At 38.0% G+C, this 13,991-nt stretch carries 13 protein-coding genes; 9 read left to right on the top strand and 4 right to left on the bottom strand.

Annotation, left to right across the window (positions count from 1 at the left end; genetic code table 11):
* Positions 1–63 precede the first annotated feature (63 nt).
* Both B3C94_RS20205 and B3C94_RS20200 read right to left on the bottom strand, forming a co-directional pair.
* The gene (locus B3C94_RS20205; protein ID WP_293907087.1) at positions 64–762 is read right to left on the bottom strand and encodes a type 1 glutamine amidotransferase domain-containing protein; all 699 of its coding nucleotides are present in this window, start codon (positions 760–762) and stop codon (positions 64–66) included.
* 189 nt (positions 763–951) lie between these two features.
* A complete protein-coding gene (locus B3C94_RS20200) occupies positions 952–1,527 on the bottom strand; it encodes a Crp/Fnr family transcriptional regulator (RefSeq protein ID WP_293907085.1) in 576 nt (191 codons plus the stop codon).
* Positions 1,528–2,038: 511 nt separating this feature from the next.
* Here B3C94_RS20200 and B3C94_RS20195 point away from each other — a divergent pair.
* The 7 genes from B3C94_RS20195 to B3C94_RS20165 all read left to right on the top strand — a co-directional run bounded on the left by B3C94_RS20195 (position 2,039) and on the right by B3C94_RS20165 (position 9,461).
* Positions 2,039–3,391 (top strand): MutS-related protein, encoded by a 1,353-nt coding sequence (locus B3C94_RS20195; RefSeq protein ID WP_293907083.1) that lies wholly within the window; start codon positions 2,039–2,041, stop codon positions 3,389–3,391.
* 2,005 nt (positions 3,392–5,396) lie between these two features.
* On the top strand, positions 5,397–6,164 hold the full coding sequence (locus B3C94_RS20190; protein WP_293907081.1) for a pentapeptide repeat-containing protein: 768 nt from the start codon (positions 5,397–5,399) through the stop codon (positions 6,162–6,164).
* 448 nt (positions 6,165–6,612) lie between these two features.
* On the top strand, positions 6,613–6,951 hold the full coding sequence (locus tag B3C94_RS20185) for a PadR family transcriptional regulator (RefSeq protein WP_293907079.1): 339 nt from the start codon (positions 6,613–6,615) through the stop codon (positions 6,949–6,951).
* On the top strand, positions 6,948–7,622 hold the full coding sequence (locus B3C94_RS20180; RefSeq protein WP_293907077.1) for a hypothetical protein: 675 nt from the start codon (positions 6,948–6,950) through the stop codon (positions 7,620–7,622). Before B3C94_RS20185 ends, B3C94_RS20180 begins: the two co-directional genes overlap by 4 nt.
* Positions 7,623–7,640: 18 nt before the next feature.
* Entirely contained in the window at positions 7,641–8,633 is a 993-nt protein-coding gene (locus B3C94_RS20175) for a hypothetical protein (RefSeq protein WP_293907075.1), read from the top strand.
* Positions 8,634–8,802: 169 nt separating this feature from the next.
* Positions 8,803–8,958: a hypothetical protein gene (locus B3C94_RS20170; RefSeq protein WP_293907073.1), complete on the top strand. Its 156-nt coding sequence runs from the start codon at positions 8,803–8,805 to the stop codon at positions 8,956–8,958.
* Positions 8,959–8,978: 20 nt separating this feature from the next.
* Complete coding sequence (locus tag B3C94_RS20165; protein WP_293907071.1) at positions 8,979–9,461, top strand: hypothetical protein; 483 nt, start codon at positions 8,979–8,981, stop codon at positions 9,459–9,461.
* 95 nt (positions 9,462–9,556) lie between these two features.
* On the opposite strand, the gene B3C94_RS20160 is transcribed toward B3C94_RS20165, so the two are convergent.
* Together B3C94_RS20160 and B3C94_RS20155 are read right to left on the bottom strand one after the other, a co-directional pair.
* The gene (locus tag B3C94_RS20160; protein ID WP_293907069.1) at positions 9,557–10,507 is read right to left on the bottom strand and encodes an alpha/beta hydrolase family protein; all 951 of its coding nucleotides are present in this window, start codon (positions 10,505–10,507) and stop codon (positions 9,557–9,559) included.
* A 148-nt stretch (positions 10,508–10,655) separates the two neighbouring features.
* Positions 10,656–11,294 (bottom strand): YIP1 family protein, encoded by a 639-nt coding sequence (locus B3C94_RS20155; protein WP_293907067.1) that lies wholly within the window; start codon positions 11,292–11,294, stop codon positions 10,656–10,658.
* 355 nt (positions 11,295–11,649) lie between these two features.
* Here B3C94_RS20155 and B3C94_RS20150 point away from each other — a divergent pair, with 355 nt between their 5' ends.
* Both B3C94_RS20150 and B3C94_RS20145 read left to right on the top strand, forming a co-directional pair.
* Positions 11,650–13,050, top strand: coding sequence for an inorganic phosphate transporter (locus B3C94_RS20150; RefSeq protein ID WP_293907065.1), 1,401 nt, complete (start codon positions 11,650–11,652; stop codon positions 13,048–13,050).
* Positions 13,051–13,131: 81 nt separating this feature from the next.
* Complete coding sequence (locus tag B3C94_RS20145; RefSeq protein WP_293907064.1) at positions 13,132–13,965, top strand: universal stress protein; 834 nt, start codon at positions 13,132–13,134, stop codon at positions 13,963–13,965.
* Positions 13,966–13,991 lie beyond the last annotated feature (26 nt).

Here is a 13,991-nt window from a genome sequence, read left to right as displayed (position 1 = left end):
TCCGATAAAAAAGCTAGACTTTATCCGTCTAGCTTTTTTATGAAAAAGTTTTTTAATAACTTGTTATACATTCGTTAATAGTGCGAACAGAGCCTTTGCTGTTTCTTCAGAAGACCCCGGGTTTTGTCCAGTAATTAAATTACCGTCTTTGACAACGTAACTGTGCCAATCTTCTCCTTTGCTGTACTGCCCACCCAATTTGATGAGCTCATCCTCTACTAAAAAAGGGACGACATCCGTTAGCTGAACTGCTTCCTCCTCACTATTGGAAAAACCAGTAACTTTTCTGCCTTTGACCAGTGGATGACCATTGCTTTCTTTGACATAGCGAAATACAGCTGGGGCATGGCATACGGCGGCTACGGGTTTGTTGTGTGCCCAAAATGACTCGATCAATGCAATGGATGTCTTATCGTTGCTTAAATCCCACAAAGGGCCATGGCCACCAGGATAGAAAACCGCATCATAATCCTGCTCATTGATATGGTCCAAAGGAATGCTGTTTGCTAATTTGGTTTGAAGTTCATTATCTGCATCAAATCGTTTGGTAGCTTCTGTTTGGAAATCCGGGAGTGCACTTTTCGGATCGATTGGCGGTTGTCCTCCTTTTGGTGAAGCGATCGTAATGTCCACTCCTGAATCTTGCAAAACATAGTAAGGTGCTGCAAATTCCTCAACCCAAAAACCGGTCTTTTCTCCAGTGTTTCCTAATTCATCATGTGATGTCAATACAACCAATACTTTTAATTTGTCTTTTTTCATATCTTAATTTGTTTTAGTGGTGATGAAGCTAGGAGATTTACATCAGGTCAATCTAAATCAATCAAATAGCAGCATCTAAAAAAAATACTGTTTAAAACGATAATACAAAGTAGGGGATAAATTGCCAATGCCCTATGTGATATACATCACAATTTGGAGAATGGTTTTGCTTTTGTGATCTAGATCACACTATTTGGCTTGGTACAGTCTGCTCAGTGTTTCGCGAGAAACGCCCAGATATGCTGCAATCAAATGCTTGGGAACGAGATTGTAAAGTTCAGGATATTGCTGCATGAGTTCTTCGTAACGGCTTCGAGCATTGCTGTTCAGCAGTGACATGATTCTTTTTTGTAGCCCAATGTATCCTTTATTGGAGCGCCATCTAAAAAAGGTTTCAACTTCGTGAATGTCCCTACATACTTTTTCACGATCCTCGTTTGATAAGCAAAGCGTGTCTGCATCGCTGACGCAATCTAAATTGACCTTAGCATGGTTGTGGTTATGCAATGCATTATAATCGGAAGCCCACCAGGTTTTTGTGGCGAACTGTAAGATATGCATTTTTTGTTCATCATTGGTGAAGTAGGTCTTTAGACAACCATTTAGCACAAAATACTCTTGTTCCACAAGATCTCCTTGATGGATAATTATTTGTTTCTTTTTAAAGGAGACCGGTTTAAAAAAAGAAAAGAAGTAGTCGAATTGTTCGTCGTTCAACTGGACGGTTTTGTCGATATGTTGTCTCAGAATTTCCCGTTCGGTCATAGCTAATATTATTTGATCGATTAAAATTAAACAAAATCCGGTGATCAATGCGCATGGCTGCGGTACTTTGATTCTTGTCTGCCATCGTGGGCTCGCAAATTGATGTAAGATTAAACAGGTTCTTTATTATCAAGTTAGCGAATTATATGGAATCTTTGTGACCTGCTGTATGGCCAAATTGATGTTTAACCGGTTTAGTGCTTTTGAAAAAAAGATTTTTTTCGATTTTATTTTGTTTATACAAAGTTTTTTTCTATTTTAGTGTTGCCCATTCAAGGGCACTTTTCATAAAATAGGTTAATAATATGGCTAAAACACCCGGAGTACCCCATGCTTTCGGGTGTTTTTTTTAGTAATATTTATAATCTTCATCTTTATCTTTTCATATGAAGATACATTAGCCATCTTATCCTTTGCATAGATGGAGGACATAGCTTGGTTATTCTAATACAGTTTTGCTAATTACAATGACTTTGAGTAAGTTTAAATAAAGAGCCACAATAAATAAATTATGTCGATCGTTGACAAGCAAACCTTAGCGGATTTAAATGTTACCAACAATAGGTATAAGGATATGATCGATTTTTTCGATTGTACAGTTACGCTAGGTGGGCGGGACATGTTATATAGCTATTTTCTTGAACCTCTTTCTTCCAAATTGGAAATAGAAAACAGACAGCATTTAATTCTTTTTATGCAAGAAGTTGATATTTCGGATCTATTGGATAAGTATATGATGCAGGATCTGGAGCAATATTTGTCTCTGCCGCAAGAACCCTATTCACCTTCTCGGGCTACTTATTATCTGGAAATGGTGTCAACGAATTTTTTGTCTCTGGATTTTAAAAAGCGGGAGATACTTATCAAACGTTCTATTCACGAAATAGCGAAGGTAATTGAGGAGCTCATTGTTTTTTTTGAATCTGCAAGATTAAAGGATCATACATTGATTATTCTGGAAGAATATTGTCAACGGGTAAATTGTGTATTAGAAGATATCGATCGGGGAGAGCTCAAACAGTTAATAAAAAATAAATTTTCCAAGGAACTGATGATCAAATACGATTATCTCTTTAGAAATATAAAGCGAAACGCAATACGTGGAGTCTTTCATGTTTTATATCACTTAGACGCTTTGTTCAGTGTAGCAAAATGTATTAAAGGGAAAGATCTTGTTTTTCCTGAGATTCACGAACAAATCTCTGATTCGGATATGATTTCCATACATGGTGCCTATAATTTATTTATTGAGGGGGCTATTAAAAATGATGTCGAAATAAAAAGAGAAAATAATGTATGGTATCTGACGGGAGCAAATATGACGGGCAAATCTACTTTGTTGAAGACAATTGGAAGCTGTGTATATCTGGCTCATCTTGGTTTCCCGGTTCCTGCGGATGCTATGAAGACGGTACTTTTTGACGGAATAATGGCGACGATAAATTTAGGTGATAATTTGAGCACAGGAGCAAGCCACTTTTTTAATGAGGTATTACGGGTTAAACATTTGGCGGAGTTACTGGCATCCGGTAAGCGAATGTTTGTTTTGATGGATGAGCTATTCAAGGGAACAAACCACCGTGATGCCAGTGAAGCAACCTTGGAGTTGGTTAACGGTTTGAAAGAGTATGAGAATAGTGTATTTTTATTGTCATCACATATTACAGAAATATGTCCCATCCTGCAGAAGGAACGCGTTGCTCAAAAGCATCTAGAAGTCCAGTTTGATGAAAAGGCGGGTCTTATCTTTACCTATCAACTTTTGGATGGTGTTGCTGAAGAAAAGTTAGGCATGTGGTTACTGCGGAAAGAAGGCGTATTTGAGATACTTCGGAAAATCAATTTCGAGGCAGGACAAAATTGAATTCTTTAGTTGGTATTCGGATTGTGTTCGGATCAGCTTCAAGAATAAAGCCATCTTCAGTAAATAATGACTATGAGTTAAGCCGATTTTTGTGCTTAACGTAGTGATACGCGGGTTTTAGCTGCTTTTGATGCGAAACTGGTATTGACGTTAATCTTTGAGTAATAGTCATATTGCTCGATTGATTTTTTCTGAAGCATTTAGTACCTTTTTCCGAGTGATATTCGTGTGTATTCTATGTCTATGTGTTGACGATCATTTTTTTTCCGACTATTATTCGGCGCAGCTTCCCCTTTTAATTGGCTCCTATTCGACTCTTGTTCGGCCCAGAGTCTGAACATCGTCGATGTCAGTGCATCTTCCGACCGTCGTGCTTTAGCCTTCCTTCCGTCTCTAACTCGGAGACAACACGGACTCATGTCGTATTCATGTCGCTAGCACATCTAAGCTGTTACGACGTTATCCCGAAGCTTTTACGGAACTATGCCGAAACTTTACCGAAGCGGATAGGGCAAGCATATTTTGGTGCTCTATTGTTTTATTTGAATGACACATCGCAAACCTAAATGCTTGCAAATAAAACACCGATATTGGTCAAATTTGACCTAGTTGTAGCACGGTCATATTTGAAACTTTACATAAAAAATAGGAATGTATTTGACCTTCCTGTCGCCGAGTTATGTAATGAAACAGATAGTACAGCATTTTGATCAATTATTTAAAGAGTATTATTATAGATCCTTTCTATTAGGGGGAAATATACCGGAACTGCCTATGTTGCTAAAGCACGGAACAATTATAATCTTGGAGCAAAACTTCCACAGACTATTGATACCAGCCAAGTTTTTATCGATGGCCAATATTATCACTGGTGCAGTAGTGTAATTCAGGGGGAGGACGGTAAATAAATACAATTGTAGGCAGAAGATTGGTGTGCCCGATGCCAATATAAAAAAGGACAACCACAGGTGTTATATACTGCGGCTCCATTGGAGAGCCTTTTAAGAATCAGTCGAATAAGATCACGAAAGAAGAAAGCTCCTTTGGTTTGGGAAAAGACTGTGCCACTGAATAAGGTAAGAGGTACAAGCATCGTCAAAATATTTTTAATCAATTTCATAAACAGTTTTAATTGTGTCCATCAATATGCTTTTTTTTCTTTTAGCAGTAAAGAACTAATTAACCGGTCGATTAAAATAATACAACGAACGAATCGTAAATCTTTTTTGGCGAATTGTAAACGGTGGGTTGAATCTCTGATCGAGCACTTTATATTTGGTTTTAAGAAATGCCAAAACATAGATTGGAGTTTTTTTGAATCAAGAAATGGGCCGATCTCAATTCGCTAATTCATTGTTCGATAGGTTTATGTGCAACATTTAAATTTTCATAGTAGATAGTACCTTATACTAAGGTGAATGTTTTTCATAGGTAGTAAGCCGTAAAGAACTCCCCGTTCTTGCGGCTTTTTTGTGCCTACTGGTCGTTTTAATAAGGGGTGGCTAGCATTTTCTGATGATTGCCGCAACTGCCATAATTATAATTGATCAAGATAAATTAAAAGGGAAACATCCTCGTACCAATTTGTATCTAATTGCAATGTTTAATCTATGTTTAGACAGTAATCAGTCACTATTTATTCAGTCTGCACTGAGCAAGCACTGAATGATCACTGAATGATCACTGAACAAGCACTGTCAAAAATCCGAATTTGATTACCACTTGATCTTCCCTTGCTGCATCTAAAAATAAAATGAGAAGAAAGGAAGAGGACTGCGCTCATGTAATAAAACGATCGCTGATTTACGGTAAAAGATCATTTAGGGATTTTACCTGTTAACGCTGTTTTTAAGGCTAGGATAAAAAAAAAGAAAAAAAGTCACAATTTCTTTAGGACGTTTTGTCCTTCCCGTTGTCATGATGGTATAAATGGAGATTTTGACCGTTAAATATCCATTTGCAATGCAACTACTTATGAAATTTTAGCCTATTAATCATTTTTAGCATGGCACTGACTAATAAAATATTTCAGCAAAGTGAGATTGAAAGTTTTGAATTCAATCACAAAGTTTTAAAAAATTGTTCATTCATCGACTGTACGATAAAGGGTAAAAATTTCATGAACTCGATGTTTCGTGACTGCAAGTTTATCCGCTGTACCTTTGTAGACTGTAACTTTCAGTCCGTTGTTTTTCAAGAATCTGGGGTTTGGACAGCATGTACATTCGAAGTAAATGATTTCTCCAAAGCTGTCATTGGAAATCTAAAAATTGAAAAGTCATCGTTTCTTTATAATACATTTGACAAAACAACCTTCGATGGGACTGCTTTCGTTCATGTGGTTTTTAAAGGAAAGATCAATTCTTCATGGTTTTATGGTATTCCTTTTACGGAAGATCTGTACTCAATTAATTTTTTCGTTCTAAAAAGAGCAAAACCATTAAAGACACCTTTAGTCAATTTTGGCCACGCGGAGCTGAGGGACGTAATATTTTCAAGAGGATTAGATCTCTCCAGTACAGTTTTTCCGACTCAAGAACATCTTAAAATTATCAATAATCCGAGACGTTTTTTCGATAGTTTCCTCAAAAGGTCTAGAGAAGTATTCACGGATAATGAATCGTTGGTTTTCTGTCGGGACTTGGTCGATAATGTCTTGTACAAGCCCGAAAATAGGGGGATGCCAATCATATTGGTTGATTTAAATCAGTTTTATTCCTCATTGAATGAAAATAGAGATCGTGTAATTATTGATCTCTTGAAAGCAGGATAGTCATATTATTCTATATATAATTGTTAGTGCAAAGCCGTTTAGAGTTCCTAGCTCTAGCGGCTTTTTCGCTTCCTGCCTGCTTATACCTTTATTCGCTCCTGCCTTTGCCTTTGTTCGGCCTTGTTCTTAGTAAACACCTAGCTGGGACCTAGTATTTACCTAGTTCACTAGGTAAATACTAGGAGATTCGTCAGTATTAGCTAGGTCAAACCCAAAAACAGGCTATAGGTAAGGCATAGGCAATCCGGTCAAAAGGCAATGCAATTGCGACACACAAGAGCGGTTGGAACTCTCCATTGGACGAATAGATGTTATCGATGGACAAGCGAAGGTACCTCCAATGATACTGCAAGAAATTGAAACGCAACTTGCTCTATAGTAGTTTTTTATTTTTTTTTGTATATATAAGAAAATTAGGTATATTTAATTCATTATTTACTGGGAACGAATGAAAGATACGAAGTTATTAAAAGGCACGTTGCACACAATTATTCTGAAACTTTTGTCGGAAACGAACAGAATGTATGGTTATGAAATCACACAACAGGTGAGACACCTGACTGCAGGGGAGTTTATTCTGACAGAGGGGGCGCTCTATCCTGCATTGCATAATTTAGAAGCAGATGGGCTCCTGGATACAGCAATAGAAGTTGTCGATGGAAGAGCAAGAAAGTATTACTCCTTAACAGAGAAAGGGAAGAAAGCTCAGGTAAGCAAAATGAAAGATGCGTTGACGTTTGTAGAGAAATTGCAGATCATCTTAAACTCTAAGCCAATTATATCATGATAGAAAAAAAATTGACCAAAGATGAATTACGTATTCTAATAGGTTTTATCCGATCCAAAGGATATCCTTATGTTGATGTTCAGCTTGAAATTCTAGATCACTTTGCCTGTAAAGTCGAAGAATTGATGTCTTCAGATACAGATCTTTGTTTCAATCGGGCAATCGATTTTGCTTATGCTAGTTTCGGAGCGGAGGGTTTTGCCGTTATTGCACATAGTTATGAATTGAATCTGCAACGAAAACAGATCAATAAATTTCCTGTTGATTTTTTACAATTCGCCAAGCATTGGCATAGTGCAATTTATATCGTATATTTTACGTTGTTCTACTATTTTGTGCCACTCACGGCAGATGCTTTCTGGACAGGCCTGAAATTAGGGATGGTCGGTACACTGATTCTTTATATTCCGGTATACTTACTGCGGCATCGCCCCATGGGCAGCAAATACTGTGTTTATCGGAATTATCTTGGTTTAACGATTCCCGTTATGGTTTTGATTATGGGGTTGGTTTCTTCGGAATGGATAGCCAATTATGTTCCCTTAGCATTGTATCGTGTTGTTATTCTTGTTTTTATGTATGTTGGATTAGGAATTTTGTATATATTTGAGAAGAATCTAAAGGCCATTGTCCGACGGGTAGATGAGATTGAAGTGCTTCACCAAAGGTGACGATTAATTTTTTAAATTATGAAATATCTTTTCCTGTTGTTGCTAAGTATTTGTTTTTTGTCCAGCTGCGACAAAGAAGATGCTGATTTTGATGCTACAGCGATCGATGGTGGAGCAACGGCCAAAAGATATCAGTTTGTAGGACGCTCCGTAGGATTTTCTGTTAGTCAGATCTACGTTGATGGTACGACAGACAAGAACTTCTATCTAGGAACAGTTTGGGGATTAAAAGATACCACACCGGAACTGAAACTAAGCTCCCTTCGTAACTACTATAAACCTTTCAAAACTGCAATTTCATCTACCCAGCCAACTTTATCCAGTATTCGTGTTATTCCTGGCTTTGATGCGGTGCGTGCTTTTGCTAAGAAAAGCAAGGGTGAGCCTGCTGTTTTGGAGCAATCGTCCGTGGGTGCATTTTTCGATTATAGGGCGATACGTTACCATCTTAATAATAGCCCCGACGTTGATAGTGTACTGAAATTGGTTCGTCACCACGATTCCACCACAATAAAAAGAGCTAATAGCCTGCTATTGCGTCGAGAACATATTACATTTAGTCTCCATATAGACCTGGAAGATTATGCAAAGGCTTTTAATAAGGAACTTGGGAAGTTAAAAAAGACAGGATTGAATCCTTATTATGTTTCTTCCGTCAACTATGGTACCCACTCCATTATGATGGGAGAAAGTGATTTTCCTCGCGGTGATCTTAAAAACGTCCTGGAAAAGTTATTATACAGTCAGCCCTTGACTAAAACGGACGAAACCGTGCTAAATGGTTCTGATGTGCTGGTCTACCTGCGTGGTGGACGTCAATCAAGTTTTATAAGACGCGCTAGTGGTCTCGAAGCAATTAAGAAACTTGTTGTTGATTATAAAAATGAACTTGAACTACAACAGGATAGCTTTGATTATCCCATTAGCTATAGCCTAGGAGGTCTCAATTCCTATGGGCACCTTAAATTCTGGTATTCTTATGATTTTCTCGTGCGTGAGGAAAAAGAGTGATTTTTATTTAAATATATAGATAATTAAAAGAGTATTTTTTACATTTGGGCTATTGTCGCAAACGGTATCATAGCGCTGTTTCTTGTCTATCTATTTTAAACATGGCATCACCACTAGCCTTTTTGCTTCAATACCATTATTAGCTATAAACAATTATTGAAAAAGAACTATGGAAGAAACAATTAAGACATTGATCTACATTCACGCATTTTTTGGTGGAATAGGTTTAGTTACAGGGCTGATGAGCGTAGCTGTAAAGAAAGGTGGAACGGGGCATAAGAAAACGGGGATTATATTTTCCTATGCTATGGTAATCAGTCCTTAATTTCGCTTTTGATTGCAAGGATGCCGAGACATGAGAATACGTTTCTATTTTTAATTGGAATTTTTACGATTTACCTTATTCTGGCTGGTAATCGCGCGTTGACTTTACGCAGTAAGATTAAACAACAAGCAGATTGGAAAGATAAACTCATTTCGGCGACGATGTTGCTTGTATCGGCAGGAATGTTATGTCTTGGTTCAATAGGACTGGTACAGCAGGTGGCTAATTCGGTGTTATATGTCTTTTTTGGTGGTTTTGGCGCCTTTATGAGTGTTCGGGATTTTCAGTTGTTCAAAAGTTTCAAAGAAAAGAAAAATGCTTGGCTTATCAGTCACCTAGGACGTATGGTGGGGGCATTGATTGCATCGGTCACCGCATTTTTAGTTGCGGGGATTCAGCTTGGATCAACGATGGTATGGATTATGCCGACCATTATAGGTACCTTGTACATTATTTACTCCAATCGAGCTTTGAATAAAGGGAAAATAGTTCGAGCCGATTGATGTCCTTTATCGTCTTAAAAGATTGATAATAAATTTGGCCCCAACGTAGTCGCTGGGGCTTTTTACATTGAACGCTAATTCAATACTTTCTTGATCTATTTATTATGATCTTTACTTTTTTGTTGCAAGTTGTTTGTTATCCATTTTAATACAATAGTACTTGGTTCACTGGATGCCGAAAGGCTCGTATTGTGATCTAATGACGGAAACAGGCAATAATCGAAAGGTTTTCCTTGTGCTTTCAGTGCATTGAGATGTTCGATGGATAAACCTACAGGTATTTGGATGTCTTTGGATCCAAAAAGCCAGAGCCCTGGTGCTGAAATCGTTTTGAGTGATGTCAGTGGATCTGTATTTGCAAATTGATAGCGGTCGGGATCATTCGCCACATGCTGGCGGGCTTCGGCTTCTGTATGTTTATCCCAAAAGTCTTTTTTCCCATTTGTAAAGAACTGGAAGCGGAGTTGTTCACGTGCAGGGATAACTGCACCACTATACAGGACAAAAAAATCGATCAATGGGTTTTTGTTTGTTGCTAAAGGAATGATCCAGCCCGCTTGGCTGAATCCCAAAAGTCCAACTGGAATAGTCGTATTTCCTAGTTGCTGACGGAATGTTTTCACAGCTGCTTGTGCATCTTTGGCGAGTAGATTCAGATTGGCAGAATCGATATTATTTGTACCGACCTCAGGTCCTGCATAAGTTCCTTCAGACTTTCCCACCCCGCGTTTATCATATGTAAATACTGAAATCCCGTTTTTGGCTAGATATGAGGCAAACTCTATCATCCTTTTTTCTTGTCCAGAACCATGCACGAGGACAATAGCTGCATGGGCATGGCGAGGCTCAAGCATAGTGCCCGCGAGGGTGATGCCCTCACTTTTAAATACAATGTCTTTTGTCGACCAGTTTAAAGATTGGGCTTCTGCATGTTGAGCAAAGAGCACGCAATAAATGGCGATGAGGAAAGTTAGCGCATTCAATATAGTACGCTGTAAGGGAGAAGAGTACATCGAAGAACAGTCTAATGGATAGGCTTTAGGCATAATTAATCTGGTGTTAAATTTATTTTGTCTAATGTACGGAGTTGAATTTTAGATAGTTTATGTTTTTCGGTGGACTGTAGTTCTGAATCGGTAAATAGGTCTATTTTCGCTGTGAATTAATTTAGGTTTACTAGTTTGGCGATTTTTATTATAATAATATCAGCAGGAAAATAATAGCCATTAGGATTAGCATTGGGGAAACTATCGTTAAAATCGCTTTCAATAGACTAAAATTGTTAACAACCGAAATCCCGAGTACGAGGAAGATCATAATGTTGATACCGGCGAGCGCATTTACAACTGTTACGCAATATTTGAAGATGGTCTGAGCGAGATCGGCATCGGCAAGCCAAAATGAATTTGTAAAGAAAGGTAGTCCGTAAAGAGCGGCCCCAATTAAATAGAAAATTAAGGGAATTATGGCTGGCGGTGAAGAATAAGACATAACACGGAGGATATCTCCCGCCGTAGCTTCTCCTTTAAACAATTTACTTGTAGCCGAAAAAATATAGGCACTTATAATGTAAAAAAGGATCGTTAATCCTGAACCCAAAACCATGACCTGAAAAAATAGGCCTGACCAGCTTACTATACTGGTTTTCATGCTAGCTATTTTTCCTAATTGGCTCCCTAGTGCTGCAAGATAAAGCAGATACCAGGCGTATCGGCCATAATAGTTTTCTTGTGTGAATTTAAAAAACCAGCTTGGTCGTCTGTACAGGTTTTTTAAGATAAATTTTAAATCATTGTTTGTTTCAAAGTTTGTTTCAAATGGGTCTGAATTCATAATATAGGACTTTTTGGTATATGAGTTGAATATAATAATTTATATTTATTGTTAATGCTCTTTGATTGCAATAATATTTTTTTAATCCAATAATATTGGAAAATTGGACTTTGATACGATCGTATTTGCTGTCATTTTATAAATAGATGTCGTTAACAGTATTTTAAGTTTTTCTTTCTTGCTGTATAAGGTAATATTTCCTTCATCAAAAGTTAATATGTGAAAATTATTTTTGATCTGAATGAAGCGATTGTTCTTGCGGTAGTTTTCCTTAAGGAAAAACCAGCAGGTAAGAAAAATTCAGTAAGGACAATCATAAATCTTATGAAAAAATAATATGCAAATTTTCTGCAACATGATTCCTCTCTTAGGGGAGACCGACCTTAGTACTGGACTTCTTATTGTTTTCGCCCTTTGTTTATTTGCCGTTGTGGCCTTTGAATTTGTCAATGGTTTTCATGATACCGCGAATGCTGTTGCAACGGTAATTTATACCAAAGCACTTAAACCAATTGTAGCCATTCCTTGGTCTGGTTTTTGGAATTTTCTAGGTGTTTTTGCAGGCGGTATCGCAGTGGCTATGGGAATACTTAAATTAGTACCGCTGGATACTTTAATGGCATTACCGGTTTCCGTGGGTGCTTGTCTGGTCCTTTCTGTATTATTGGCTGCCATTATCTGGAATTTGGGGACTTGGTATTTTGGCATTCCCTGTTCGAGTTCACACACCTTGATTGGTGCCCTTATCGGGGCCGGTATTGGTTTCACCTGGTATTATGGCGGAAGTGGTGTAAATTGGCATAAGGCCGAGGAGATTGGTCTTTCTTTGATTCTATCACCTTTGATTGGTTTTGGTCTAGCTGTGTTATTGATGCTCTTTTTGAAGCATGTCGTCCGTTATAAACCACTTTTTCACATCCCACAAGGGGAAGATGATCGACCTCCATTTTTAGTACGAGGGATTCTTATATTGACCTGTACATTGGTCAGTTTTTTTCATGGTAGTAATGATGGACAAAAAGGAGTAGGGCTGTTTATGTTGATCTTAATTGCCTTTCTGCCTGCCCGTTTTGCGATAAACCATTCCGTACCAGACGCGGCTGTCATTAAAACGCTCGATCAAACGGAAATCTTGTTACAGACAATTGCTTCTGGTAATGTTGCTCAGGGAAAGATGTTTGTGCAAGTCCAACAGGAGATTGAGCAAGTCAAGCTACATTTGATGGATAAAAGTGTAACGGACAAAGCCGGGACTTTTAAATTCAGAAAAGAGGTTGAAGGTTTAGTCAAATCCATCGCTACATTGGAGAGCAATAAACAGATCGATATCAATACTGAAAATCGATTGGAGCTCAAACGTAAGTTGGGCGAACTGAAACATCTTACGGATTTTGCACCGATCTGGGTGGTTTTAACGATTTCGGTAGCGCTGGGTTTAGGAACAATGATTGGTTGGAAACGTATTGTCGTAACGATTGGTGAGAAAATTGGCAATGAACATTTAAGTTATGCTCAAGGTGCATCTAGTGAGATTGTCGCAGCTTCGACAATCGGTATCAGTACTGTATTGGGTTTGCCTGTTAGTACAACGCATGTGCTTTCAAGTGGTATTGCCGGTTCAATGGTTGCTTCGGGCGGAAAGAGCAATCTGAATAAAGGAACACTCAAAAGTATTGGTATTGCATGGGTACTTACTTTACCAGTGTCGATTGGCTTGGCATTATTACTATTTGTATTCTTCCATCTTTTTATTTAGTTGATTGTTATCTAAATGTATTTGTCATCCAGTGACTTTTTACACATGGCTATTGGCAGGTTAATATTAAAAACTTAAAATATGAAACAAATTCTTGTTGCCTCCGATTTTTCAATCAATGCAAGTCATGCTTTGCGTTATGCTTTGTCTTTGGCTTCTCGTTTAAATATGGAAGTGGCTGTTGTGCATGCCATACACCCTACAGAAGGGATCAACAACAGTACTTATAACGCGATCTTTATAGAAGATTATTACGCTAGAAAACGTGCTGCTTTGCAAGAATGGACTGATCAGGTGGTTCAGGAAAATAAATACAATGACCTCAAAGTGAGAACTGTTGTTGAAGTAGGTTATCTGCGTAATGTAGTGACAAAGTATGTTGAATATACAGATGTTTCTTTTTTGGTGATGGGTATCACCGGGGCTACAGGCATTAAGGAAATTGTCGGTAGTAATGCGAGTATGGCCGTGACAAAATTGCGTATTCCAACCTTGATTGTACCCCCTGAAAGTAATTTGTCAGCTATTCCAGTCATTACATTGGCAACGGATTATAAAACAACAAAGTTGTCTGTACGTGACGTCAAAGCGCTTAATCGTATTTTAAAACTGTCCGACCCTAAGAAGTTGGAAATTCTACACGTCTCAGAAAGAGAATTGGACGAAAAGCTAGTGCGCAATGGTGAGAAAAAAATGCGTCAGTTGCTTCCTAATGTAGATATCAATTTTAATTATGTGGATGAAGACGATACACGTCCATCGCATGCGATCGTTGATTTTGTTGAGAATAACCAGACCGATATTCTCTGTCTGGTTAAGCGCAACCATAATATGATTTACCGTTTATTTGCTAGCAGTACGGTTAATGAAGTGCTGAATAGATCAGTTAAAGCGATTTTAGTCTTGCACGAATAAAAACTGAGTAGAAACTTTTTTACGCT

This window comes from Sphingobacterium sp. UBA5670 (assembly GCF_002420705.1).
Taxonomy (GTDB): domain Bacteria; phylum Bacteroidota; class Bacteroidia; order Sphingobacteriales; family Sphingobacteriaceae; genus Sphingobacterium.
Note: the sequence above shows the minus strand (reverse complement) of the source record. Positions and strands in the feature narration are given on the sequence as shown.

What these genes read in the sequence shown, in the direction of transcription:
- B3C94_RS20205 (WP_293907087.1), bottom strand. Translation starts at nt 762, where the DNA reads ATGAAAAAAGACAAATTAAAAGTATTGGTTGTATTGACATCACATGAT.
- B3C94_RS20200 (WP_293907085.1), bottom strand. Translation starts at nt 1,527, where the DNA reads ATGACCGAACGGGAAATTCTGAGACAACATATCGACAAAACCGTCCAG.
- B3C94_RS20195 (WP_293907083.1), top strand. Translation starts at nt 2,039, where the DNA reads ATGTCGATCGTTGACAAGCAAACCTTAGCGGATTTAAATGTTACCAAC.
- B3C94_RS20190 (WP_293907081.1), top strand. Translation starts at nt 5,397, where the DNA reads ATGGCACTGACTAATAAAATATTTCAGCAAAGTGAGATTGAAAGTTTT.
- B3C94_RS20185 (WP_293907079.1), top strand. Translation starts at nt 6,613, where the DNA reads ATGAAAGATACGAAGTTATTAAAAGGCACGTTGCACACAATTATTCTG.
- B3C94_RS20180 (WP_293907077.1), top strand. Translation starts at nt 6,948, where the DNA reads ATGATAGAAAAAAAATTGACCAAAGATGAATTACGTATTCTAATAGGT.
- B3C94_RS20175 (WP_293907075.1), top strand. Translation starts at nt 7,641, where the DNA reads ATGAAATATCTTTTCCTGTTGTTGCTAAGTATTTGTTTTTTGTCCAGC.
- B3C94_RS20170 (WP_293907073.1), top strand. Translation starts at nt 8,803, where the DNA reads ATGGAAGAAACAATTAAGACATTGATCTACATTCACGCATTTTTTGGT.
- B3C94_RS20165 (WP_293907071.1), top strand. Translation starts at nt 8,979, where the DNA reads ATGCCGAGACATGAGAATACGTTTCTATTTTTAATTGGAATTTTTACG.
- B3C94_RS20160 (WP_293907069.1), bottom strand. Translation starts at nt 10,507, where the DNA reads ATGCCTAAAGCCTATCCATTAGACTGTTCTTCGATGTACTCTTCTCCC.
- B3C94_RS20155 (WP_293907067.1), bottom strand. Translation starts at nt 11,294, where the DNA reads ATGAATTCAGACCCATTTGAAACAAACTTTGAAACAAACAATGATTTA.
- B3C94_RS20150 (WP_293907065.1), top strand. Translation starts at nt 11,650, where the DNA reads ATGATTCCTCTCTTAGGGGAGACCGACCTTAGTACTGGACTTCTTATT.
- B3C94_RS20145 (WP_293907064.1), top strand. Translation starts at nt 13,132, where the DNA reads ATGAAACAAATTCTTGTTGCCTCCGATTTTTCAATCAATGCAAGTCAT.